The sequence below is a fragment of the Brevibacillus laterosporus genome (assembly GCA_007833815.1).
Lineage (GTDB): Bacteria > Bacillota > Bacilli > Brevibacillales > Brevibacillaceae > Brevibacillus_B > Brevibacillus_B laterosporus_D.
Map to the genome: position 1 here is coordinate 2,816,797 of CP033464.1, position 26,345 is coordinate 2,843,141.

A 26,345-nucleotide genomic window follows, 5' to 3' on the forward strand; every position below is an offset into this window, starting at 1 on the left:
ATTGTACCAGTAGAGGAATTATTATTCAGCTTTGGCCTGGGAAGTAGTGGGGAGAGTACTACATGAAAGCAATACATAAGAAAAGCTTAGCTGTATGTGTAAGTTTAATGATCTGTTTTGTGGCGATAGGAGCCTATATAAAATCGCCTGAGATTATGGATTTTTTGTCTTCTTTACAATCGGAGTCTATATTCCATAACAATGGGACATCGGCAGATCCATTTCGTAAAGAAGAATTGTTACCGCCTGTCGTCAAAGAGCTTAATCCTTCCTATATGATTAACGCAACATTGTCGGCAGATAAGGCGGTAGTAGCAGGAACCGTTACCATGACTTTTGATAATCCACAGACGGACAAACTCTATCTGTATTATTACGGTTATAGCTGGAACAACAACAAAATTTCAACGATTCGCTGGCAAGGAAAAAGTATACCATTTAGCCGTCGTGACCCTGTCATTGTGCTGAACAACCCAGCTAAAGAAGAAGAACGTACCCAGCTAGAAGTAATTTTTGAAACACCGATCCCGCGAGAGCCGACCCGATTTGGTGTGCATGAAGGAATCTGGACTCTTACACACTGGTATCCTATGCTTGGAGCCATGGATCAGCAAAAACGCTGGTACGAACCACCACAGGTCATTGGCTATGGGGATCCCTATATTTATCATTATGCAGATTATGATGTTACCATGGTGGCTCCTTCTACATTTGAATGGGTAACTTCATGGGGGAGAGGTAAGAAATCCAGTAAGGGAGAAGGACACTCTACCTACCATTTTACGGGTAAAAAGCTACTTAATTTCACGATGGTAGGTAGTCCGTTATATAAAGTAGAAACGGTTAAAATTTCTCCCAAGCTGACGTTAGATATTGCTTCGACGGATGTAGCCCATTTAGCTACATTAAAGGATATTGCGATACATGTACTACCTATCTATACCAAACTATTTGGAGAGCTTCCTTATCCCCGAATCGGTATAGCAGAGACAGGGAATCGAACAGTATATGCCATGGAATACGCCAATATGGCTATTATTGCTAAGCAAATGTTTACCGCTAATCAGGTTGAGCATTGGTTACCGCATGAGCTAGCGCATTTGTGGTGGTACAATTCTGTAGAAAATATTGAACCGTATACAGGCTGGATGGACGAAGGGCTAGTGGAGGCAAGTGTATCCTTTTATTATCGGGAACGCTTTGGAGAGAAAGCGGCAGCAAAAATAGTAGCTGAATACCAGGCAGATGCTAACAAGTTGGCAAAAGCTTATCCATATGGGAAACTCTCCAATCATCTGACTCAATTTAAGAATTACTATGAATTTAATTGGACGTGGTACTCCAATGCTGCACTATTGTACGATCATTTACGAAAGCAGTTGGGAGATCAGTTGTTCTTTGACTTTTTAAAAAGAGTACAAAGTAATTACCACCATCAAGTCATTGGTCCTGAACATTTGGATCAAGCATTAGGCCAAACCTTACGAGCAGAAGCACAGTATTTTGTACCCAATGTCCATAAACAAAATCAACAAAGCTTTATCCCATTAGCTGCTGAGTATTATGTGGATATGGTTGTAGGCCAAACTCATTTTTATCCAGCTACAAGGGCACGTATCCGTAATCAAGTTGTTTATCTGCCTCTACGAGAAACCTTGGAACAACTAGGGTTTAAGGTAACATCGAATCAAACCAACCGCACCATTCGAGCAGAATCGAAGCGTAATGTAATTGTTTTCCATGAAAAATCAGATCGTTATGTATTAAATGGCATGGAGCAAAAAATGCCGGTTCCATTGTTAGAGTGGCACGCACGTAGCCTATTCCCTCTGGCTTTGCTGGACGAGGGATTGGGATATCATGTTACATATCAAGAGGAAAAAAGAAAAGTCACTATTCAATAATAATGGCGGAGGAAATACACCATGCAACAGACCAACATCATTCTCATTGGCTTTATGGGCACAGGTAAGTCAACAGTAGGTGAACAGTTAGCACAACGTCTAAACTATGAGCGATGTGACCTCGACGAAGAGATCGTCAAAACAGCTGGGAAAAGCATTTCGCAAATCTTTGCTGAAGATGGCGAAGAGATGTTTAGACAGTGGGAAACCGATGTATTACTCCGATTGGTGGACGGGAATCGTCGAGTGATTATCACAGGTGGAGGGGCTGTGTTACGGCCTGGGAACGTTCAGGTAATGCTCCAACATGGCAAGGTTGTAGCACTTACTGCTGATGAACAAGAGATTATACGCCGGGTTGAGCGAGATCAGGATAGACCACTTCTTCAAGGGAATGTTAGAGAAAAGGTGCGGGGACTGTTACAGGCACGGGCAGGAGCATACGATTTTGCGCCCGTTCAAGTAGATACAACAGGGAAAACGATAGAAGAAATTGTCGATGAAATAAAGAACGCGTAACGATTGAAATTGCCCTTCTTCGGTAAAACTAAAGCCAAGGAGGGATGCGCGATGTCATCACAAGAATACGTAAAGTACATGACCAAGCGCTTTGTGCAGTATTTGGAGACACCAAAGGAAGAACGTCGACGTCAACGTGAAATGCCACGTGAACCCTGGTCCTCGAAATGGTTTGGCGCAATCCCGATGTCCATCAAGCTATTGTTTAAAAAATAACATCTGGGGGTTCCTATGCCAAAAGTAGCTGTAGAAAAATCGTTATCCCATGTGAGCACGATGTTGCGTCGTAACGGATTTGATGTGGTCGAATTAGGGAATTGGCAACAGATGGTAGATGCTGTGGTCATTACAGGCATGGATGAAAACTTGATTGGAGATCAGTCCAAAAGCATTGCTGGAGCACCAGTAATCAATGCGGAGGGCATGACGCTAGATCAAATTTTTCATCAGGTAAATGAGCGATGCTCGCCTGCTGACAATGGTTTTCGTTGAATAAAAGGAAAAACGGTGGTATTCTCCAAAATGTCAAAGGAGATAGCCACCGTTTTGTTGTTTTTTTCCTAAAAAGTACTGGGCTGTGAGGTGTGTACGATACTGCCCACTTGTTCAATGTATGAGTAAGGTAAGAAACGCAATCCAGAGTCCCAGACACCTATGTAAGGCTCATTATCCCAGACATGAACGGTTCCAATGGTAAAGGGGGCCATCACTTCTTTCTCGAACAGATCGGCTGTAATAACAATAGGCTCGTTCGTTTTTTGCTTGAGTAAGTAGGTAAGTTCCTGTGTCCGGGTAGTGGGACGATTTACTCTTGCTGTTAACCAATCAATGCGGGAAAAAGGGTCAGCTTCCGTAGACAGGATTGTTCGACTCAAGGTTAATTGAGCTTCTTTGTTCACCAGCTTCTGACCAGCTAAACGTTGCATAACAGAAGGATCAGGCTTCAGACGAGCAGGGAACTTTTCGCCAGATTTAGCGTCGATGTATTCATGTGAATCTTTTAGGGGAATGCGCCAAAACGATGTAAAACCATCATAATATAACTCCGCGCTCGCATCTTTTGGGGCCAATTTTTTATCAAACAACGTATATTCGCCAAGCCCATATTCCATCAGTACAAATTCAGGAGTGACTTTGCTTGCTGACTCCTGTGACTCTGCGACGACCATATAACCAAGTGGTTTTCCTTTGTCTTTCATTGTTACCAACCATTCATGTAAACCAGGACCTAATGTTTGTATCTCGATGGTAGCATGTTTCCAGGTTTTGAACTGACTATCTTTTTCTTCCAATTTTTTCATCCATGTCTGTATGTGTTGAGTAAAAGATGTAGTCCATGGACCTTCTTGGGCAGCATGAGCTTGAGAAGAGGGAAGCGAGAATAGGAGGAGCAACAACAAGAATCGGCTCGCTAGTGAACGTAGTTTCATACACAGAGACACCATCCCTTCGTAAGGTACGTTACCTATTGTAACCAAATGTCACCAAAAGATTTGTTGGTTGCTGTCAGCGCGTCCCCATTTTTCTTCGCTGTTGTTTTACAAATTTCTGCGCTATGTAGAATCAGGTCTAATGGAGTGAATGAAAGGTTAGATTGGCGGTAAATTGAACAAATAAAACAAGCCACCGTTAATTAGCTTAACTTCAACACGTGGTTCATGCTGCCAACGCAATTCACTCATTCGTCGTTCTTTCTCTTCCTCTACACTACTTGCTTTCCATTCTCCTTGGTCTATTTGCTCTTTTGGTGTTTCTGCAATGCCATTTAATCGTAAAAAATCAAGAATTCTCCCGCCACTTTCCACATGTTCCTCAACTGTTGTCGGTGGTGATGGCGGAAGTGCTACAGGAATGGATGCATCAGCCAATGGTGCCGGGCGGTTTACAGAGAGCAAATGCCCTAGTGCAGAAGTGGAACCAGACAAAGTAGGGTCAGAATTTGCGGTTGGTTTCATTTGTTCAATACCAATAAATTGGCTGTCTACATGGGAAGAAGAGTTCACAATTTCATTGGAATTGTCTGTAGGATACTCTAGCTCGTCTTCTTTCTCAGTAGCCTTTGTAGAAACGTTAGCCTTTTCTTCTTCTAGTGCCACATGCTTGTAATACTCCTCTAATATATCTAACTCTTCTTGAAGGCGTAAGCGAGCTTGGTCTGCCCAATCATGATCTTCTCCCTCCAAGAAATGGTACACTTCACTTTTTGCCATTTCAATCGCTTGGGGAATGTCCAAACGGCGATCCAAGGTATAAAAATAATCAGGTATAGCGGGTGTAAGTTGCAGACGCATGAGAAACGGATAAAAATCTTGTACAACCCGCGCTTGATGTAGATTTATCCCGAGAGAGAGGAGGAAATCCCGTTTTTTGTCACAGATAAAAGAAACTTTAATATTTAGGTGGAGCCAAGGAGTTAACGGTGTCGAGCGACGTGTCGACATACTTGTTTTTTGTAAAATACCCTTGGGAGTTTCGTACATACAGACAAAGCGACCATGTTTATAGGTAGATTCAAAGATTTGTTGCAAACGCTTCGAACCAAAATGAATATGCTCAGCCCGTAGTTCTTTTGGAATATCGGTCTGAGGAAAGAAAAGGGTTAGGTGAAGCGGCTGAGGGACAATATTCATTTTCTCCACCCAAGACCAGTAAAAAGGGCGATTGCCGATATCCTTATCTACGTCTTCGGGAAGTTTTACAGTAACATAGTCGGGATGATTTTCAACCACGTGCGACTGAAAGGCAGCAAAATACTTTTCTACGAATTCTCTTACTTCCGTTTGTTGCATGAGAGGAACTTCCTTTCTCAGGTAAGGATTAAGGTGTGAGAATTTCCTGTACCACTGATTGCAAAGGTGCTTATGATTGAGGAAGTGATTGTGGTTGGTTTTGCAACTCTCTCGTACCCTGACGTAGAGAGCGAAGAACACTCCCCATGTTATCCATCTTTAGTGCTATTTCTTTGTTAGAGCGAGAATCCATGATGATTTCTACGAGGCTTTGCTCTAAAGACTTTGTTAAAGCAAGTCGTTCTACGATATCATCTAGCTCACCAATAACCATTTCAAATAAATCAATTTTTTCATAGAGCAAGCGCAGAATATGTTCTTCTATCGTATCTGTGGTAGATAAGTTATAAATGAACACATCTTTTTTTTGACCGAGACGGTGTACACGTCCGATTCGTTGTTCAATGCGCATCGGATTCCATGGCATATCATAGTTGATGACGTGATTGCAAAATTGTAAGTTAATTCCTTCTCCACCAGCCTCAGTCGCGATGAGTACCTGTGCACGATTTTGAAATAGATCGGTCATCCAGTCTTTTTTACTACGCTTAAAACCACCCCGAAATGGTACGGATGTAATACCGTTCTCGCTTAAATATTTTTGTAGATAGTTTTGCGTGGCACGATATTCTGTAAATATGATCACTTTGTCGTTGATTTGTTTTAGCAACTCTACGGTTTTTGCCGCTTTAGAATGTGTCTCAATTTGTTTAATCATATCCACTAGGCGCATGATTTCCGCACGTTTAGGAGAGTCCTCAGGAGCTTTTTGATGCATATGATATAACGTCATAAAGGCAGCTTCACGACTGGAGCATACCTCTCGCTGTAACGTTAATAGGGCAAGGGCATTGACCTTACCTGTCTCCTGCTGGTATCTCTCCTTGACGAATTGAGTCACACCATCATAGAGCGCACGTTCCTCAGGAGACAAATCAATGGGGATGGACTGAACACGCCGTGAAGTAAAATGGACGCCCCCGTCACTGCGACGATTACGGATCATGATTTTTTTGATTTCCTTTTGCAATTGACCGCTGTTCTTAGCCTGACGCTTGCCATTTACATAAGTGGATGAGAAAGACTGCGTATGACCTAAATGACCAGGACGCAGTAAGTTAATCAAATTGTAAAGCTCATCCATCTCATTTTGAATAGGGGTTGCTGTCAACAAGAGACAATATTTTTTCTTGATCTCTTTAACGAACTGATAGTTTTTGGTTCGTTTGTTTTTTAGCTTGTGTGCTTCATCAATGATTAACATATCGTAATCAATATCTAGGACATGGCGGCGATGCGGGTCTCGTTTAGCTGTATCAATCGAGGCGACAATTACATCGTATTGGCGCCACATGTACTCCTTCTTCTGCGGCATAGCAGGAATGCCAAATTTCTGATTAAGCTCTTTGGTCCATTGAATTACGAGAGAGGCGGGCACAAGGATCAGAATTTTTTTGGCTAAACCGCGCACCATGTACTCTTTCATAATAAGTCCTGCTTCAATTGTCTTGCCCAGCCCCACTTCATCTGCCAGGATAGCTCGACCTCTCATCTGATTTAAGACGCGATTGGCGGTTTGGATTTGATGGGGAAATGGTTCAACGTAAGGTAGATATTTTAAACATTGAAGCTGGTCAAAATCGGTTACCACCATTGCTTCCTCAGCCTGTAATGCGAGCTGAAACAACTCCCATTTATTCCATGGCCCATCCTGTTGAATTAATTCTTCCAATGGAGCGGCCCAGCTCGTATCAAAAGAAAGTGAGAAATTCGTCATAAATGGGTAATTCCCTTCTTTATGTAGTAGATAATAGAGTTTATTCTATTTAAAAACGAACATTTATGTATAAAACGCATTTTAATGTTAATAAATAATTGCTGGTTTGCAAATTTCTGTTTTCTTCTTTCCAAAGTCATGTTAGGATAAAGAAGGAAAGCAGGAAGATACGTTATAGTATGCGTTTCTTTCATAGATTTTATGTATAATAACCCTTCTTTTGCGAATGAAGGTAGTAGGGAGAGACTGCAAGTATCATCTGTGCAGCGCCGAAGGAGCAAACCAGAAATGGTGAATCTCTCAGGCAAAAGAACCTCTACTGGACGCACCTCTGGAGAGAGCTTTTTTCATAGAAGCCACCAAAGGGGAAACCTGCTTATTGGCAGGGTAACTCTCAGGTACCGGGACAGAGAACTTGGAGAGCGGGCGCTTATTTGCGTTGGCTGTCACAGGTTCGCTGTCTTTTTTTGTACTATCAGAAACAATAAATATTTTATGGACGATAGTATAGTGCAGCTTAAAACTCTGCCGGCGCCAAGTTTACTTTACGTGAAAAACAAAGAGACGAAGAAAGCGAGTGGTTACATGTCAGAGTTGAAGCAAACGCCATTGTATCCTATCTATGCTACATACGGAGCCAAAACCATTGATTTTGGCGGCTGGGACTTACCTGTTCAGTTTAGTAGCATTACGCTAGAACACGAAGCGGTTCGTACTAAAGCAGGGCTATTTGATGTATCCCACATGGGTGAAGTGGAAGTAAAAGGGGAAGGTGCCCTGTATTACTTGCAACGCTTGACTACGAATGATGTATCTAAATTAGAAGATGGTCAGGCTCAATATGCGGCAATGTGTTATCCAGATGGAGGTACTGTTGATGATCTGATCATTTATAAAAGACAAGATAATGATTACTTGCTGGTCATTAATGCTGGCAATATTGATAAAGATTTTGCGTGGATGCAGGAAAATCTAACGGAGAATGTCACCATTGAAAATATCTCTCCACAGATGGCTCAACTTGCGATTCAAGGTCCGCTTGCTGAAAATATCTTGCAGAAACTAACGGATACGGACCTGCAAGAGATCGGCTTTTTCCAGTTTAAAGAAAACGTTTCCATTGACGGTGTTAACGCGTTGGTATCTCGTAGTGGTTATACCGGAGAAGATGGTTTTGAATTGTATGTAGATCAAGCAGATGCCATTGTCCTATGGGAAAAATTATTGGTGAGTGGCAAAGACGATGGTCTGGTGCCATGCGGGTTAGGTGCGCGTGATACCCTGCGCTTTGAAGCCAAGCTACCGTTATATGGTCAAGAGCTATCAAAAGAAATTACTCCAATCGAGGCAGGCATTGGTTTTGCTGTAAAGGTAGATAAAGACGTGCCTAGCATTGGACATGATGTATTATTGGAACAGAAAACAAACGGAGCACCTCGCAAGCTGGTTGGAATAGAAATGGTTGATCGCGGTATTCCTCGTACTCATTATCCAGTATTTATTGGGGATGAACAGATCGGGGAGGTTACTACTGGAACACAATCGCCTACCTTAAAAAAGAATGTAGGGCTAGCATTGATCCAAACAGCTCACGCCATTCTTGACAAAGAGGTAGAAGTAGAGATTCGTGGCAAACGTCTGCGTGCGAAAATTATTGCTACTCCATTTTATAAACGGCCTAAAAAGTAAGGAAATCGAGAAGTTAAATCAGAGGGGGAGCCATCCGTGACATATCGTTATCTACCAACAACGGAACAAGATAAGAAAGAGATGCTGGAATTTCTGGGTGTTTCCAGCGTGGATGAATTGTTTTCCGATATACCTGAAGAAGTACGTTTTCCAAGAGAACTAGCAATAGACGAAGCACTATCTGAACCAGACCTTGTGAAATTCATGGGAGGATTGGCTTCTAAAAATGCTAACTTCACAACTCACGTAAACTTTTTAGGAGCTGGCGTGTATCAGCATTATGCACCGAGCACCGTTAACCATATGTTATTACGCGGTGAGTTTTTTACCGCTTATACCCCGTACCAACCCGAGATCAGCCAAGGTGAACTACAAGCAATATTTGAGTTTCAAACGATGGTTTGTGAACTCACAGGCATGGAAGTAGCCAACTCCTCTATGTATGACGGGTACACGTCCATGGCGGAAGCGGCAATGATGGCGGCTGGTCACAAAGGCAAGCCCCGCGTGATTATCTCCAAGACAGTACATCCTGAGACACGCGCTGTACTAGATACCTATGCGTATGGTCAGCAAGTAGAGGTAGTAGAAGTAGACTTCACTCAAGAGGGGATCACCGATTTAACGCAACTTCAGGCTGCTTTAGAGGTTGAAACAGCGGCTGTACTGGTTCAATATCCAAACTTTTTTGGTAGCGTAGAAGATTTACGTGCGATTGAACAGCTCACTCATGAAAAAGGTGCCCTTCTAATCGTATCTTCCAACCCGGTAGCACTTGGCTTATTGGAAGCGCCAGGAAAATTGGGCGCAGACATCGTGGTCGGAGATATGCAACCGTTTGGAATTCCTGTTTCTTTTGGAGGACCTCACTGCGGATATTTCGCTACGACTTCAAAATTAATGCGTAAAATGCCAGGACGCATCGTGGGTCAGACCAAGGATGAAGATGGTAAACGCGGTTTTGTCCTTACCCTTCAAGCACGAGAACAACATATTCGCCGCGAAAAAGCGACTTCCAATATTTGCTCCAATCAAGCGTTGCTAGCGTTGGCGTCTTCCATTGCCTTAACTGGACTGGGGAAGCAAGGTGTGCAAGAAATGTCCCGAATGAACCTGCATAAAGCACATTATGCGAAACAGGTGCTATGTCAGTTAAATGGTGTGCAAGATGTATTCACAGCTCCATTTTTTAATGAATTCGTTGTCAAGTTACCAGTAGCGGTAGCTGATGTGAATCGTACCTTATTAGAAAAAGGCATCATTGGCGGTTATGATCTGGGTCTCGCTTATCCAGAGCTTGCCAACCATATGCTGATCGCCGTGACAGAGTTAAGAACCAAAGCGGAAATTGATCAGTTGGCAAAAGAAATGGAGGCGATTCTACATGCGTAACGACAAACAAAAAGAAATCATCTTTGAAATGAGCAAACCAGGACGTGTAGCCTACAGCTTGCCGAAAAACGATGTGCCGGAAGCAGAAGTATCCTCCTATTTGCCAGAGCATTTGATTCGATCAACGCCAGCAGAATTGCCAGAAGTCTCCGAATTACAATTGGTGCGTCATTACACAGAACTATCTCGTCGCAATCATGGCATCGACAATGGCTTCTATCCACTAGGTTCTTGCACGATGAAATATAATCCGAAAATTAATGAAGACATTGCTCGTTATGCTGGTTTTGCCCAAGTACATCCGTACCAGCCGGAAGAATCCGTACAAGGTGCTCTGGAAATGCTTTATAACTTACAAAATGAGTTGGCTGAAATCACAGGTATGGACGCCGTCACCTTACAACCAGCGGCAGGTGCAGCAGGAGAGTGGACAGGACTGCTGTTGATCCGTGCTTATCATGAAAGTCGTGGAGAAAAACGTACGAAGGTAATCGTACCAAACTCCGCGCACGGTACAAACCCTGCATCTGCAACGATCGCGGGTCTGGAAACCATCACGATTCCGTCTGATGATCGTGGGCTTGTTGATATTGAAGCATTGCGTCAAGCGGTAGGTTCAGATACGGCAGCATTGATGCTCACCAATCCAAATACGCTAGGTTTATTTGAAGAAAATATTGTGGAAATGGCTAAGATCGTACATGAAGCAGGCGGAAAATTGTACTATGACGGTGCGAACGCCAACGCCATTTTAGGTATTGCTCGCCCTGGCGACATGGGCTTTGATGTTGTGCATTTGAATTTGCATAAAACCTTTACAGGCCCACACGGTGGTGGTGGTCCGGGAGCAGGTCCTGTAGGTGTAAAAGAAGACTTGATCCCATTCTTGCCTAAACCAATGGTGAAGAAGACCGAAGAAGGTAGCTTTGCCCTAGATTACAATATCCCAGCTTCAATCGGGCGAGTAAAAGGCTTCTATGGTAACTTTGGCATCCTCGTTCGCGCATATAGCTATATTCGCACGATGGGGCCAGACGGCTTGTTACAGGTATCTCAACATGCTGTGTTAAACGCTAACTATATGATGCGTAGGTTAGCTACTGCGTTTGAGCTTCCATTTGATCGAGTATGTAAACACGAATTCGTTCTCTCTGGTATTCGTCAAAAGAAATTAGGTGTACGTACTCTTGATATGGCTAAGCGTCTGTTAGATTTCGGTTATCATCCACCAACAATCTACTTCCCATTGATTGTAGATGAGTGCTTGATGATTGAGCCAACCGAAACAGAAAGCAAGGAAACGCTAGATGAATTTATTGACGTTCTGTTGCAGATTGCTAGAGAATGCGAAGAGACACCAGAAATGGTGCAAGAAGCACCACATACAACGGTAGTAAGACGACTGGACGAAGCTACAGCAGCGAGAAAACCAATCTTGCGCTACCAGCCAGAAGCCTAGATTCATATGTGTAAATAATCCCGTGTCCTTCGAATAGGTACACGGGATGTTTGTGTATGTGCCCCTGAAATAAGGTTTTTTGTTATCTTATTTTGGATGTATATCTATCACTCATAATAGCCAGATCCCTACTCTCAAATAATCCAGCCCATCCTTGTTTCAAGTTCCCATTTCAATTAAGATGAGTGTAGCTTTTTTTCAAAATACAGGTGGATATCCAACCGCATACCCTATACATAATCACAGATTAGGAAGTGTTATCCCATGATGCTATTCGAAGAACAAGTTCAAAAATATGAATATAAACTAAATGATACAGATGATCAAATCGTTGAATATATCCTTAAAAACAAAGAAGAGGCTGTTAAGCTATCGATACAGAATTTAGCGGCTAAGCATTTTACGGTACCGAATACGATTACAAGGTTATCAAAAAAATTAGGCTACGAAGGGTATTCCCAAATGAAAATTAGTTTGAAGGAAGAAATTAATCAGAAGGAAGAACCTACGAAGGATAGCCTTTCTTTTAACATACATAAAACATTTAGTATTATCGATCGGGATAAGCTAGTGATCGTTACAAAAATGATTCAGGAAGCGCATCGGGTCCTATGTTTCGCAGTTGGGGATACGACTCCTTTTTGTGAGATTTTGGTGAAATACCTTAAGGTTGCTGGAAAACAGGCGGAATATTATTATCATCGCCACGATATGATTCATGAGCTCAACCACCTTGAAGCAACCGATATTCTCTTCCTCATAAGCTTGTCGGGTGAAACACCCCAAATATTAGACATGGCTAAGTTAGCTAAGAAAAGAGGAGTTCGCTTAATAACCCTTACGCATTTTCACAAAAATTCCTTGCAGCAAATGGCAGATGCAAATTTGTATTGCTATTCCCCTGTTAGGAAGTTTAATGAGTATAATATCACCGATAAAACCCCAGTGATGCTTGTACTACGGGCATTAGCTGAAATTTATTGGACTACAGCAAAATGATGTGTAGAAATACACATGAAAGAGAATTAGAAATAGATATCTGTGTAAATTAAAGAAGAATCCAGCTTCTTTTTTTTTTTTTGCTAAGATGTAACCATATTGAACCACATATTTATGAAAGGGGTTACAATTATGTTACTAAGGAATTTAACGTCACCATCCTTAATTAGTACGAAGCAATCTTTTTCCTCTAAACAGGAAGTAATAAAGTATCTAATTAAAAAATTAGCGTCTGAAGGAAAAATCCACTCTGAAGAAGAGTTTTATCAAGCTGTAATGGATAGAGAAGCACTATCCCCTACTGGATTCGAGGGTGGTCTTGCAATTCCTCATGGTAAATCACTGGCGGTAAAAGAAGCAGCATTTGCTGTTGCAACACTCGAAAAGCCTATTGGTTCATGGGAAAGCGTCGATCCAAATAATCAAGTTGAATTGGTTATTTTGTTAGCGATTCCAAAAGTGGAAGAGGGTTCAACACATCTTTCCTTATTATCAGAGCTAGTGACAAGATTATCGAACGAGGAATATAAAAACAACTTACTGCAAGCAAAGACAAATAAAGAGCTTTACGAATATCTCGATGCATCACAACAAGAAGCACCAAATACAAGCAATGTTAAAAAGCTTGATAAAACAGTACTAGCAATCACTGCCTGTCCAGCAGGTATTGCACATACGTATATGGCGGCAGAAGCACTTGTCAAAGCAGGAAAAGAACTAGGTATCGATGTGTTTGTTGAAAAACAAGGTGCGAACGGTATCGAAGACCGGCACACCAAAGCTCTTCTTAAAAAAGCAGACGCGATTGTGTACGCGGTAGATGTAGCTGTAAAAGACGCAGAACGTTTTGACCACCTTCCAAAGGTGAAAACAACAGTGGCAGCACCACTAAGAAATGCTCAAAACATTTTAAAACAAGCGTTACAAATAGCTGAGAATTCATCAAAATCAGAATATGTCGATTCGAACGATTCTACTGATGAAACAGAAGGTAAATCTGTAAAAACAGAAATCAAAGACTCCCTATTAACAGGTATTTCATATATCATTCCAGTTATTGTTGCAGGTGGTATGACGTTAGCGGCGGCTGTCTTTATTTCACAAGCATTTGGTCTCCAAGAATTGTACGCAGAAGAAGGTTCATGGTTGTGGCTATTACGACAACTTGGTGGATCACTTTTAGGTCAGTTAATGATTCCTATTCTAGCAGCATACATGGCTTACTCAATTGCTGATAAACCGGCATTAGCACCTGGTTTCGCGGCAGGGATAGCAGCAAACTTAATTGGTAGTGGATTTTTAGGCGGGATGCTTGGTGGTCTATTAGCAGGTTATTTCTTAAAATACTTAAAAAAGATAGTAAAACCAAAGGGTACATTCGCTGGATTTGTTAGCTTTTGGTTTTATCCTGTAATCGGAACACTTGTTGTTGGTTCAATCATGTTATTTGTAATCGGTAAGCCGTTGGCATTCTTAAACGAAGGGTTAATTCAGTGGCTTAACGGAATGAACGGAGTAAACGCCATTATTCTAGGTGCAATCCTAGGTGCGATGGTTTCATTTGATCTTGGCGGTCCAGTGAACAAAGCAGCATATACGTTCTGTATCGGTGCGATGGCAAGTGGAAATTTTGTCCCTTACGCAACATTTGCATCTGTAAAAATGGTATCGGCATTCTCAGTAACAGGTGCAACAATCATTGGTAAAAAGTATTTTACAAAACAAGAACAAGAAGTAGGGAAACAAACATGGTTACTTGGATTAGCGGGAATAACTGAAGGTGCAATCCCGTTCATGATTAACGATCCACTGCGTGTTATCCCATCATTAATTGCAGGATCTGCGGTAACAGGTGCAATTGTAGCTTACTTTGATATCGGTTTAAATGTTCCTGGCGCTGGTATTTTCTCACTGGCATTATTACAAGGACAACCATTATTGCTAGCAGCAAGTATTTGGTTTGGAGCAGCATTAATCGGTGCACTAATATCAATGATTTTATTGATCGTGACCCGTAAAAATAAATTAAATAATGAGAGAATGAAATAAAAATGTGCAACAAGATGCAACATAAAGAATGGAGAGATTAGAATGAAAAACGTTCATATCGTTCCACATATGCATTGGGACAGAGAGTGGTATTTCTCTACGGAAGAATCTAGAATTTTATTAGTTAATAATATGGAAGAAATCATGGAGATGTTAGAAAACAACCCAGATTATCCTTACTATGTATTAGATGGACAAACTTCGATTTTAGAAGACTATTTCACAGTAAAACCAGAAAATAAAGAACGCTTGAAAAAGCTTGTTCAAGCAGGGCGATTAATTATCGGTCCTTGGTATACACAGACTGATGAGATGGTTGTAGGTGGAGAATCAATTGTACGTAACCTTTTATACGGAATAAAAGATAGTGAAGAATATGGGGAGTACATGAAAATTGGATATCTTCCCGATTCATTCGGACAATCAGCTCAGATGCCGATGATTTTGAACGGATTTGATATTTCGTATTCAATATTTTGGCGTGGTACTTCTGAACGTCATGGCACGGATAAAACTGAGTTTTATTGGAAAACGGACGATGGTTCAAAGGTGCTTGTACAATTATTCCCACTAGGGTATGCAATTGGAAAGTATTTACCAGAGGACGAGAAAGAACTTCAAAAACGAATTGATAAGTACTTCACTGTGCTTGATCATGGGGCAACAACAGACAACATCATTTTACCGAACGGGCATGACCAAATGCCGATTCAAAAAAATATTTTTACCGTTATGGAAAAACTGCGCAAGCTCTACCCAGAACGTGAATTTTTCTTAAGCAAATATGAAAATGTCTTTACTGAGCTTGAAAAACAGAAGGATCTACCTACATTGCAGGGTGAGTTTTTAGATGGTAAATACATGCGCGTTCATCGCAGTATTTTTTCCACTCGCATGGATATAAAAGCGGCGAACGCGAGGATCGAGAACAAAATCACAAATATTTTAGAACCGCTTGCTTCCCTTGCGTATAGCTTAGGATTTGAGTACCATCATGGTTTAATTGAACTCATTTGGAAAGAAATTATGAAGAATCACGCTCATGACAGTATTGGTTGTTGTTGTTCCGATAAGGTACATCGTGAAATATGCAATCGATTCTTCCTTGCGGAGGAGAAAATCGATCAGCTAATCAATTTTTATAAACGTAAAATAGTCGATTCGATGGATTCAGAAAAACAGTATGATCGCCTAACCGCATTTAATTTACTTCCATATGAGCGTACAGAAGTTGTTACCTCAAGTGTTATGACAAAATTAAAATCATTTAAGCTCGTTGATAAAGATTCGAATGAACTTGATTTTGAGATCATTGGAAGTGAAATTACTGATCCAGGCTTAATCGATCGTCAAATCGTTCATTACGGAAACTATGATCCATTCATAAAATACACAATTCAACTTAAAGATACACTTCCAGCAATGGGTTATAAAACATATTTTGTCGTAGAATGTGACGAGAATGTTAAAAATTCATTCGTGTCAACGAATAAGGTTGTAACGGAGTTTTACGAAATTACCGTAAATCCAAATGGAACGTTAAATATTTTTGATAAAAAATTAAACCAAAGCTTTGAAAATGTTCTGCTCCTAGAAAATGGCGGAGATGACGGGGATGAATACGACTACTCTCCACTACCGAACGAAGAACTAATATACAGTGATAACGCCGCCAATGTAAAAACAGAAATTAGCCAAAACCAATATGGTGCAACAATCAATATTGAGTATACGTTAGCAGTACCATCTAATCTAGAAAAACGTAAAGCGCAATTAGTCGATGGAGCAGTTGAAGTTCATATCGTCGTTACTGTTCCAAATCATAAGCCGGTTATTGAAGTAAAATTCGAAGTGAACAACTATGCGAAGGATCACCGTCTCAGAGCATTGATTCCAACAAACATTGCATCCTCGTTCTCGATTTCTGATAATCAATTCGGTTCCATTAAACGTAATGTCGTTGATTCTGCTATACATGTGTGGGAGAAAGAGGGGTGGGATGAGCGTCCTGATTCAATCTATCCAATGTTAAGCTTTGTAGGCTTGTCAAACGACAACCATGGCGTAAGTATCTTAACAAATAGCACAAGAGAGTATGAAATCATCGGTGAGGAATTTGATACAATTGCGATCACCTTATTCAGAAGTATAGGCTTCCTTGGAAAAGAGGAAATGTTGCGCAGGCCAGGTCGTCCATCCGGTATCAAATTACCAACGCCAGATTCTCAAATGATCGGAAAACTAACATTAGATTTTGCGATTACAACACATACTCAACAATCGAACGTTGCACGTATCGCGAAAGAGTATCTCACACCGGTGGAAACGTATAATAAAATACCACACGATGCGATGAAACTTAACAGAACAGATGTAAAGACACCATTAGAGTTTAGCTTTTTTAAAGAGGTTCAGCCAAACATTGTCCTAAGTACGTTGAAAAAGGCAGAGAAAGAAAACAAATTTGTATTACGTTTCTATAATCCAACAGATGTAGAAGAAACAGTAGCATTCGAATTCAACCGTGAGATCGATCATGCAAATACGGCAAATCTTAATGAAAAGGCTTTAGAAAATCTTTCAGTGAACCACAATCAAGTTCAAGTGATTGTAAAAACAAATCAAGTGAAGTCGATTTTGTTTTAATCATTATGAAAAAGGCACTCTAAGAAGTGTCTTTTTTCTCTTATACTCTATGGAGGGAAGAGGTAACGTGAAAGTACTAATTGCAATTGATTCTTTTAAAGGTAGTCTGTCTTCTTTGGATTGCAGCAAAGCGATTACCGAAGGAATTAAAGATGTGTACGAAAACGCGGAGATTATAACATTTCCGTTAGCTGATGGTGGGGAAGGTACAGTGGAAGCGTTAGTTCAGGCGACTAAAGGTAAATTTGTTGAAAAAGAAGTGATTGGTCCCCTAGGAACTCTAGTTACTGCGGTATATGGAATATTAGGAAATAACCATACAGCTGTTATTGAAGTGGCTGCAGCATGTGGATTGCCATTAGTTCCTGAAAATGAACGGAATCCTTATTTTACTACAACCTATGGTGTTGGTCAGCTTATTTGTGACGCAGTTGAAAAAGGGTGCAAAGAGTTTGTGATTGGTCTTGGTGGAAGTGCAACAAATGACGCAGGTATTGGAATGCTTCAAGCTTTGGGTTTTTCCTACCTTGATGAGAATAACAAGGAAGTTGGGTATGGAGGGTATGAGTTGCAAAAAATTTGTGCAATGGATTCGACCCACGTTCACCATGCTATAAAAAATTGTACATTTAAGGTAGCGTGTGATGTTAACAATCCACTTCATGGTAAAAATGGAGCAGCCTATATATTTGGACGTCAAAAAGGTGCAACAACCGAAATGATCAAAGAACTAGATGCTGGATTAGAACACTTTGCACATGTCACGTTTCGTGAATTAAATAAAGATATCCAAAATATTGCGGGTGCAGGAGCTGCAGGTGGATTAGGTGCTGCCTTCGCTGGATTCCTTGACGCGGAGTTACTTTCAGGTGTCCAATTAGTATTAGAAACCATAGGATTGGAAGACAAGATAAGTGACGTTGACTTAGTGATTACAGGAGAAGGAAAACTAGATAGTCAAACTTCTATGGGCAAAGCACCGTTAGGAGTTGCACAAGTAGCATTAAAACACGATATTCCGGTTATTGCATTAGCTGGTGGTGTGTCAAAGCAGGCTTGTACATTAAATGAATTGGGTATAACCTCTTTCTTTTCTATCACAAATGAACCGATGTCACTTGAGAAAGCCATGGATTCGACTAATGCATTTGATAACCTAAGAATGACAACCAAACAATTATTCCGGTTACTTGCGGCCGTAAAGAATTGATAGAAAAAGTATATACAAGTTTTTCATCGTAAACTAATGAATACTATCAACAAAAGGAAGTGATCTGATTGAAACAACCAATCTTTTTAACCCCTCTTTTTCAAGAAAGAATCTGGGGAGGAACGAAACTGCGAACAGAATTTGGATACCAAATCGAATCAGATCTAATAGGAGAGTGCTGGGCTGTATCTGCACATCCGAATGGACAAAGTGTTGTAAGGAATGGACCATATAAAGGGAAAACTATCGCTGAACTTTGGAATCAACATCGTGCGCTATTTGGCAATCTAGAAGGTGATGTGTTCCCACTACTAACGAAAATTCTTGATGCAAATAACGATTTATCTGTACAGGTTCATCCAAATGATGAATATGCGAACAACTATGAAAATGGTGAGCTTGGCAAAACAGAATGCTGGTATGTAATCGATTGTAAAGACGACGCTGAAATTATTTTCGGTCACACTGCACAAACAAAAGAACAATTCAGTGAAATGGTTGAGCGGGGGGAATGGAACGAGCTATTACGTCGGGTAAAAGTAAAACCGGGTGATTTCTTCTATGTACCTAGTGGAACAATTCATGCACTATGTTCTGGTGTCCTCATTCTTGAAACGCAGCAAAGCTCTGATACAACATACCGTTTATACGATTATGACCGCGTTGATCAAAATGGTCAAAAGCGTGACTTGCATATTGAAAAATCAATCGACGTGACAACCGTGCCACATGGAGATTTTCCGGTAAAACCGGTTACCGATAAAATCCCAGGTGTAAAAATCACTACCTTTGTAAAAGATAAATATTTTTCTGTTTATAAATGGGATATCACGGGTTCTGCAACGCTTAGACAAGATAAACCATTCCTGATTGGTAGTGTACTAAAAGGGACTGGTGAAATTGTAACTGAAGAAGGGCGTTTCAAAATTGAAAAAGGAGATCATTTTATTCTACCAAGTGGGTTGGAGAAAATTGAAGTTAGAGGCATAGTGGAAGTAATTGTTTCACATTCATAAAAGGTAGCGCAATATAAATTCCACAATGATTACATGCAGACAAAGAAAAATCCGATTTCCTGTACGCTAAGGAAATCGGATTTTCTTTGTTGAGATTTGCTTAGCGTACGAAATCTACGTTTATGTAAAGAAATCAAGAAAGAACGCTTAGCTTGATGGCGATGTGACGTTACTCTGATAATAGTTTTCAAATTTGTAACATTTTTATCATTATTTTTGATACTTTCGTCCGATATAAAAGTGTATATGAATGACTGGAGGGAATCATACCGAATGAAAATGATTAGCATGTGTAAGAAAATTAGCCTAGTGATCAATATTCGTATTCTTGTTGCGATTGGATTACTATTCAACTTGATCATGAGTGGGCTAGGGATGTATTTTATGAATGATATTAATAATTCTTCTACGTTAATTAATCGAGATGTCGTAGATCCATTAGTGAAAGCGAATAATTTACGTTCAGACTTTTATAAGCTAAGGATTGCTATTCTGCAAACACTCAGAGATTATGATGCGCAAAAAAGTGCAGAGGTTGACAAGCTATATAACATTGTTTTAGCTAATGAGGCAAATTATTTTGCCAATCATGATGAACATGAGTTTGACCGTGAAAAGAAAATGAAGATGGATCAATTGTTAAGTGACTACCGTGACAATTGGATCATTATTCGCGATACGTATTTAAAAGCAGACAAACCAGTCCCGTATGATGCAGAGCAGACTTTTGCTGAGTACTCGAATACTTTAGATACGAATGTAAATGATATCATTCTTTACTTAACAGCAAATGCAGATAAGCTAGATACAGAAGCAACAGAAAAATATGATCATGCATGGAGCTATTATGCTGTTTTAATGGGTTGTGTTGTTTTTTGTGTCCTTTTGGTATCATTTATACTTTCTACTTCAATTAATAATTCCGCTAAAGAAATGATTCAGTACTGTGAAGAGTTTGGGAAAGGGAATCTAACAATTAAGATTGAGGAAGCTGACAATACGGAATTTGGTCGGATGAGAGGAGCGTTGTCTCAGGCCGTAATGAATACCTCATCAATGATTACTATTGTACAGCGAAAATCAGACGATTTAACAAAGGCTTCTCATAATCTAAGTGCCATATCTGAGGAGTTAAGTGCAGCATTTGAAACAGTCGCACAATCTGTCCATGAAACATCTACAGGCGTGGGAGAACAGACCAATGATTTGGTAGTTATTTCTGAGACTTTGGCAGAATTCGGCGAACAGCTAACAGAAATTGTGCAATCTATTCAAGTAGTTGATGGATTGACACGTGACATTCAAGAAATTGCGCGGGATAGTGACATGCATATGAATAAGGTAGCTCAATCCGTGGAGCATACCAATGAAGTGTTTATGGGACTAATCAAAAATATTACAAAAGTAAATGAGAATGTGAACAAGATTGATGAGATTACTATTTTAATTAATACAATAGCTGATCAGACTAATCTGTTAGCCCTAAATGCAGCAATCGAATCTGCGCGTGCTGGTGAACATGGAAAAGGCTTTGCGGTGGTGGCAAATGAAGTGAGAAAGCTAGCAGAACAGTCACGCATTTTCTCCCAACGCATTAGTGACCAAAGTAGTTCGATTTCTAAAGATGCCGTACATATGTTACAAACAGCAGATGAAATGCAAATGGAGATGCATACTCAGAAGAACGATATTGCCAATGCCATGCAATCCTTTACAGATATTACAAAAGCAGTAGAAGATATCGGGCCAAAAATCCATCATTTAAGCCTAAGTGCAGGTCAGATTCTTGATGAAAAAGAGACTATTTCTGCTAAAGTGGAGTCTAGTACAGCGGTTGCGGAAGAAATATTCGCGAAGACAGAAGATATTGCTAGTACGTCGGAGCAAACAACAGCTTCTTCTCAGGAAGTGGCAACGACAGCAGAGGTCATGTCTGAGATGACCAACGAAATGCAAGTTGTCATGAAGAAATTTAAAGTGTAATTTTTTTATAATCACATAGTAAGCAGAAGCTGCTTGGCAGTTGGCGCTTGTCTCTTGCTCTACAGAAGCTTTACAATAAAGAGAAGTGCTATGCCCAAGCAGCTTGTTTGCTATGGGTATGGAGTGCGAGCAGTCCTCACAAACACAGATTGCTCCCAGACGCATGACTGGATGTAGATATATGGGAGGTATATAGCATGGAAATGGAAAAATGGCGTTATTTGGTGACCCCACCTATGTCACCTGAAATGAATATGGCAATTGACGAAGCAATTTTGTCTTTGCACAGCCAAGGAAAAGTACCGCCCACCGTTCGTTTTTATACATGGAACCCGGCGACTCTCTCTATCGGTTATTTCCAAAAAATGGAAAAAGAGATCAATATTGAAGAAGTGAAGCGTCGCGGGCTTGGGCTAGTACGACGTCCAACAGGAGGACGGGCTGTCCTGCATGATGCTGAGCTTACGTATAGTGTGATTGTGTCAGAGGATCATCCGCAGATGCCGAAAAGTGTAACGGAAGCCTATAAAGTGATCTCTATGGGGTTATTACATGGATTTCAGAAGCTAGGATTACAGGCAGAGATGGTGTCGCTTGCTTCAGAAGAGGAGAAGGCGAAATACAACTCTCCGGGCTCGTCTGCTTGCTTTGATTCTCCCTCTTGGTATGAATTAGTGGTAGAAGGAAAAAAGGTAGCAGGTAGCGCCCAAACACGTCAGAAGGGTGTTATTTTACAACATGGGTCTATCCTGTTGGATATGGATGTCGATCTGTTATTCTCCCTTTTAACGTTCCCAAGCGAACGTGTCAAAGAACGCATGATGAATAGCTTTAAACAAAAAGCGGTTACGATAAACGAGGTAAGTTCAAAGCCAATCTCATTAGAAGAAGCCATCGAAGCCTTCTACCATGGCTTTGCCGAGGGATTGGGAATTGAGCTTGTTGCTATGGATTTGACAGACGAAGAGCAACAATTAGCAAATGAATTAGCTGAAAATCGCTATAGTAGGGATGAATGGAATTTCCGTCGATAAGTTATATGTAGTAAGAAAAAAGCGGTTCCCGCAAAACAATGATGAATTAATCATTAAGGGAACTGCTTTTTTCTTTGTAGAGATATATCAAAAGTTATGCATAGTGGCTTTTGAGGTAACGTTTGCCCTTTTTAGATATTGTAGAGTGATAAATGTCTAAGAAATAATGTGGTTTTCAAAAGCTTCTTGTAAGCGGCGAACGATTGAACCCACTTGACCATCTCCTACACGGGCACCTTGAAGCTCCACGATGGGAGTAATTTCGCTAGTGGTTCCTGTAATGAATAGTTCATCGGCTGATTGCACAAAATTGACGGAGAATGCTTCTTCTAACACCGGTATGCCAAGATTTTTAGCCAACTGAATGACCGTTTGACGAGTGATACCGTGTAAAATGAGATTGGTAGCTGGGTGGGTATATAACTTGTCATTCTTGACAGCAAATAGATTAGCCGAGGTAGCCTCCGTTACCGTTCCATTGCGGTGAAGAATGGCTTCATCTACACTTTGTTCTACAGCTTGTTGTTTAGCCCAAGAAGCACCGAGAAGATTAAGACTCTTAATATCACAACGCAACCAACGGATGTCATCAATGAGCACAGCTCGTACACCGGACTGCATCTGTTGAATCGGGCGTGACTTGGATTTAGCATACATAGTTAAGACAGGGCGAATGTTAGACGGAAATGGAAATTGCCGATCCGACACTCCGCGAGTAATCTGCATATAGAGTATAGCGTCCTCAGAAGATTCTAAAAAACATTGTCTAAGGACTTCTTGGGCAATCTCTGTCAATTCTTTGCGAGAGGGAATGGTCAAGGAAAGCTCTTTAGCACTACGTTCCAAGCGGATCATGTGATCATCCCATTGATATAAGTAGCCATGATAGATACGCACAACCTCATAAATTCCGTCACCGAACTGGTAGCCCCGATCCTCTGGAAAAATAGCAGGTTCATCTGGCTTATACCAAGCTCCATCTACATAATACATGATAGTTCCTCCCAAGGATATAGGATGATAGTAACACAATATATAGTGATAAATGTCGAAAAAAATTCTTATATATTCAATATATTGATTTGTAGACGGGCGTATGGTATCGTTAGAACCGTCTTACATAAAGATAACAAATTGATCTGAGAGGGTCAATTTGAAAATATATTTTGGAGGGGAAAAGACCGTGGGTTTAGTAGAAAATAAGCCATTAGAAGGCCTAAGTGAAAAGATCTTTTTGGATCGATATGCGATGAAAGATCTGGATTACAAAAATACAAAGGTGGGAGATACGGTTCTCGTATTAACCAAAGATGACCCGAAGTTTCCTCAAAAAGAAGTGGGTGAAATTGTTGCCCTTGAGGGAAATCAAGTCTCCATTCTACTAAGAAGCGGCAATACCATCACTACAACGGTAGAAAAAACAACCCGTCCAATTGAAATTACGCCAGAAGCAATGTGGGATCGCCTAGCTACCGCACTCGCTGCTGTGGAGAAAACAGAAGAGAAAAAAGCGGAATGGACAAGCAAATTTCGTGACTTGCTAGACGATTGGAAATTGGTACCAGGCGGACGCATTGCAGCAGGTGCAGGAGCAAGTGATGAATTAACCTTGTTTAACTGCTATGTGATTCCGTCCCCACATGACTCTCGGGGTGGCATCATGGATACTTTGACACAAATGACAGAGATTATGTCACGTGGGGGCGGTGTTGGTATTAATTTGTCCAGCTTACGCCCTCGCCGTGCGTTGGTACGTGGAGTAAACGGTTCCTCTAGTGGCTCCGTATCCTGGGGCGGCCTGTTTAGCTATACAACGGGTTTAATTGAACAAGGTGGCTCTCGTCGCGGTGCCCTCATGCTGATGATGAATGACTGGCATCCAGATCTGATGGAGTTCATTACTGTCAAACAAACAATGGGTCTTGTTACAAATGCCAATCTGTCCGTTTGTGTGTCTAACAGCTTCATGAAAGCTGTAAAAGAAGATTTAGATTGGGAGCTTGTTTTTCCTGATGTGAATGACCCTGATTATGATTCCATGTGGGACGGAAACATGAAAAAATGGCGTGAGGAGCTAGGTAAACCTGTTAAATTGGTAAAAACCGTACGAGCTCGCGATGTATGGCATACGATCATTGAATCTGCTTGGAAATCAGCTGAGCCTGGTGTAGTTTTTACGGAGTATTACAATGACATGTCCAACAGCTGGTACTTTAACCCCATTATCTGTACGAATCCGTGTGGGGAACAAGGATTGCCAGCTTGGGGTGTATGTAATTTGTCCTCTTTAAATCTGTCTAAATTCGTTAGCAATGATGAAGTGGATTGGGAGAGCTTAGGAGAAGCTGTACGTTATTCCATTCGCTTCTTGGATAACGTAATTGATGCAACTCCTTATCATTTTGAAGAGAACAGGGAGAATCAACAGTCCGAGCGTCGTGTAGGATTAGGAACGATGGGGCTTGCTGAAATGATGATTAAATTAGGTATTCGTTATGGTAGTCCTGAGTCTTTGGAGTTCTTGGACAAGCTATATAACTTTATTGCTCGCGAATCTTATTTGGCGTCTGCGGATATTGCGGAAGAGAAAGGTAGCTTTCCAAAATTTGATGCAGAAAAATATCTTATGAGCGGTTTTATGAAACAATTTGATGAGGAAGTGCGTCAGACGATCCGCAAGAAAGGTGTACGTAACGTTACCTTGTTAACACAAGCTCCAACCGGATCTACTGGAACGATGGTAGGTACATCTACTGGTATTGAACCTTATTATGCATTTGAATACTTCCGTCAGAGCCGTCTTGGTTTTGATAAACAATATGTACCCATCGCTCAAGAATGGATAGATGCCCATCCAGGGCAAGGCTTGCCAGATCATTTTGTTTGTGCAATGAATTTAGCAGCGGAAGATCATGTGCGCGTACAAGCTGCGATTCAAAAATGGGTGGATTCCTCCATTTCTAAAACAGCCAATGCTCCACACGATTTCACAGTAGAAGAGACCAAAAATTTGTATGAGCTAGCTTTTGACCTAGGTTGCAAAGGAGTAACGATCTACCGAGATGGTAGTCGTGATGTCCAGGTATTATCCACGGAGAAAAAGGAAGAGAAAGTAGAAGTGAGTGCAGAAAAGAAAGCACAAGCGAAAGAAATAGAGCATACGGGGACGAGTGCAACTGTGGAAGCAAAGTCTGCTCATGATCAGGGTGTGAAGGCCGTAACAGGCGGTACACCAGAACGAGCCTATAATAAGCGTCCGAAACGCCTAAGTGGTGCTACATATAAAATGAACACGCCACTCGGAAAAGCTTATATTACGATTAATGATGTGGATCATGCTCCATTTGAAGTGATTGTGAACGTAGGAAAAGCAGGTAGTGATGTCTTTGCTATGTCAGAGGCATTAGGGCGTGTATCTACATTATTCCTACGCTTTGGCGAACTACCTGATGGCAACAAAGCTCGCTTGTTGATTAAACACTTAAAAGGAATTGGTGGCTCTGGAGCAGTTGGATTTGGGGCAAACCGTGTGGAATCGATCCCCGACGCCGTAGCGAAAGCGTTGGAAATGCATCTGGACGGAGAAGATGAGAAAAAAGCGGTAGCAGCAACGAGCAGCTATGCGATTAGTCAGGCACCAGAGAAGGAAGAAGCACATCATGATGTATATGGCGATGCAGAGCATAAAGATTTCTGCCCTTCATGTGGTTCTGCTACATTGTTGCATGCAGAAGGGTGCAAGACATGCACGACTTGCGGATTTTCAAAGTGTTCGTAGCTTATGTAGCGATGCGGGAATAGGAAGCTTGTTTGTCGTTGGTCAAAATAGATGGAAAAATGCTCAATTTACATGAAAAAAACTGCTCGTAATTAATGGAA

Annotated in this window: 19 protein-coding genes and 1 riboswitch; of the genes, 15 read left to right on the forward strand and 4 right to left on the reverse strand. The window is 41.0% G+C overall.

The window, feature by feature from the left end; all coding sequences use genetic code 11:
* The first annotated feature begins 62 nt into the window (after positions 1 to 62).
* The 4 genes from EEL30_14840 to EEL30_14855 are packed head-to-tail and all read left to right on the forward strand — an operon-like array spanning position 63 to position 2,915.
* The gene (locus EEL30_14840) at positions 63 to 1,904 is read left to right on the forward strand and encodes a copper amine oxidase (GenBank protein QDX93451.1); all 1,842 of its coding nucleotides are present in this window, start codon (positions 63 to 65) and stop codon (positions 1,902 to 1,904) included.
* A gap of 21 nt (positions 1,905 to 1,925) precedes the next feature.
* Positions 1,926 to 2,423 (forward strand): shikimate kinase, encoded by a 498-nt coding sequence (locus EEL30_14845; GenBank protein QDX93452.1) that lies wholly within the window; start codon positions 1,926 to 1,928, stop codon positions 2,421 to 2,423.
* Positions 2,424 to 2,474: 51 nt separating this feature from the next.
* Positions 2,475 to 2,639, forward strand: coding sequence for a YqzE family protein (locus tag EEL30_14850; GenBank protein ID QDX93453.1), 165 nt, complete (start codon positions 2,475 to 2,477; stop codon positions 2,637 to 2,639).
* A 15-nt stretch (positions 2,640 to 2,654) separates the two neighbouring features.
* Entirely contained in the window at positions 2,655 to 2,915 is a 261-nt protein-coding gene (locus EEL30_14855; GenBank protein QDX93454.1) for a YkuS family protein, read from the forward strand.
* Between the two features lie 68 nt (positions 2,916 to 2,983).
* Here EEL30_14855 and EEL30_14860 read toward each other — a convergent pair whose 3' ends face one another.
* The 3 genes from EEL30_14860 to EEL30_14870 form a co-directional block, all read right to left on the reverse strand.
* The gene (locus EEL30_14860) at positions 2,984 to 3,853 is read right to left on the reverse strand and encodes a hypothetical protein (protein ID QDX93455.1); all 870 of its coding nucleotides are present in this window, start codon (positions 3,851 to 3,853) and stop codon (positions 2,984 to 2,986) included.
* A 159-nt stretch (positions 3,854 to 4,012) separates the two neighbouring features.
* Positions 4,013 to 5,212, reverse strand: coding sequence for a hypothetical protein (locus EEL30_14865; protein QDX93456.1), 1,200 nt, complete (start codon positions 5,210 to 5,212; stop codon positions 4,013 to 4,015).
* Positions 5,213 to 5,282: 70 nt separating this feature from the next.
* The gene (locus EEL30_14870; GenBank protein QDX93457.1) at positions 5,283 to 6,989 is read right to left on the reverse strand and encodes a DEAD/DEAH box helicase; all 1,707 of its coding nucleotides are present in this window, start codon (positions 6,987 to 6,989) and stop codon (positions 5,283 to 5,285) included.
* A gap of 227 nt (positions 6,990 to 7,216) precedes the next feature.
* Positions 7,217 to 7,314: riboswitch (glycine riboswitch) on the forward strand.
* A gap of 260 nt (positions 7,315 to 7,574) precedes the next feature.
* Between EEL30_14870 and gcvT the strand changes: the two genes are divergently transcribed.
* The 10 genes from gcvT to EEL30_14920 all read left to right on the forward strand — a co-directional run bounded on the left by gcvT (position 7,575) and on the right by EEL30_14920 (position 22,466).
* On the forward strand, positions 7,575 to 8,678 hold the full coding sequence (gene gcvT, locus EEL30_14875; GenBank protein QDX95780.1) for a glycine cleavage system aminomethyltransferase GcvT: 1,104 nt from the start codon (positions 7,575 to 7,577) through the stop codon (positions 8,676 to 8,678).
* A 36-nt stretch (positions 8,679 to 8,714) separates the two neighbouring features.
* Entirely contained in the window at positions 8,715 to 10,070 is a 1,356-nt protein-coding gene (locus EEL30_14880; protein QDX93458.1) for an aminomethyl-transferring glycine dehydrogenase subunit GcvPA, read from the forward strand.
* Complete coding sequence (locus EEL30_14885; GenBank protein QDX93459.1) at positions 10,063 to 11,529, forward strand: glycine dehydrogenase subunit 2; 1,467 nt, start codon at positions 10,063 to 10,065, stop codon at positions 11,527 to 11,529. The genes EEL30_14880 and EEL30_14885 overlap by 8 nt, the downstream gene beginning before the upstream one ends.
* A 264-nt stretch (positions 11,530 to 11,793) precedes the next feature.
* Entirely contained in the window at positions 11,794 to 12,528 is a 735-nt protein-coding gene (locus EEL30_14890; protein QDX93460.1) for a MurR/RpiR family transcriptional regulator, read from the forward strand.
* Positions 12,529 to 12,660: 132 nt separating this feature from the next.
* Complete coding sequence (locus tag EEL30_14895; protein QDX93461.1) at positions 12,661 to 14,577, forward strand: PTS 2-O-a-mannosyl-D-glycerate transporter subunit IIABC; 1,917 nt, start codon at positions 12,661 to 12,663, stop codon at positions 14,575 to 14,577.
* Between the two features lie 42 nt (positions 14,578 to 14,619).
* Positions 14,620 to 17,223 carry a mannosylglycerate hydrolase gene (locus tag EEL30_14900; protein QDX93462.1) on the forward strand — a complete coding sequence of 868 codons (2,604 nt, stop codon included), beginning with the start codon at positions 14,620 to 14,622 and terminating at the stop codon, positions 17,221 to 17,223.
* A 67-nt stretch (positions 17,224 to 17,290) separates the two neighbouring features.
* Positions 17,291 to 18,433 (forward strand): glycerate kinase, encoded by a 1,143-nt coding sequence (locus EEL30_14905; protein ID QDX93463.1) that lies wholly within the window; start codon positions 17,291 to 17,293, stop codon positions 18,431 to 18,433.
* A gap of 68 nt (positions 18,434 to 18,501) precedes the next feature.
* Positions 18,502 to 19,449, forward strand: a complete 948-nt coding sequence (gene manA / locus EEL30_14910; protein QDX93464.1) for a mannose-6-phosphate isomerase, class I — start codon at positions 18,502 to 18,504, stop codon at positions 19,447 to 19,449.
* A 273-nt stretch (positions 19,450 to 19,722) separates the two neighbouring features.
* Positions 19,723 to 21,432 (forward strand): methyl-accepting chemotaxis protein, encoded by a 1,710-nt coding sequence (locus EEL30_14915; protein ID QDX93465.1) that lies wholly within the window; start codon positions 19,723 to 19,725, stop codon positions 21,430 to 21,432.
* Between the two features lie 197 nt (positions 21,433 to 21,629).
* Complete coding sequence (locus EEL30_14920) at positions 21,630 to 22,466, forward strand: lipoate--protein ligase family protein (GenBank protein QDX93466.1); 837 nt, start codon at positions 21,630 to 21,632, stop codon at positions 22,464 to 22,466.
* 156 nt (positions 22,467 to 22,622) lie between these two features.
* Here EEL30_14920 and dat read toward each other — a convergent pair whose 3' ends face one another.
* Positions 22,623 to 23,459, reverse strand: a complete 837-nt coding sequence (gene dat, locus EEL30_14925) for a D-amino-acid transaminase (protein QDX93467.1) — start codon at positions 23,457 to 23,459, stop codon at positions 22,623 to 22,625.
* A gap of 190 nt (positions 23,460 to 23,649) precedes the next feature.
* On the opposite strand from dat, the gene EEL30_14930 reads away from it, so the two are divergent.
* Complete coding sequence (locus EEL30_14930; GenBank protein ID QDX93468.1) at positions 23,650 to 26,244, forward strand: adenosylcobalamin-dependent ribonucleoside-diphosphate reductase; 2,595 nt, start codon at positions 23,650 to 23,652, stop codon at positions 26,242 to 26,244.
* Positions 26,245 to 26,345: the final 101 nt, after the last annotated feature.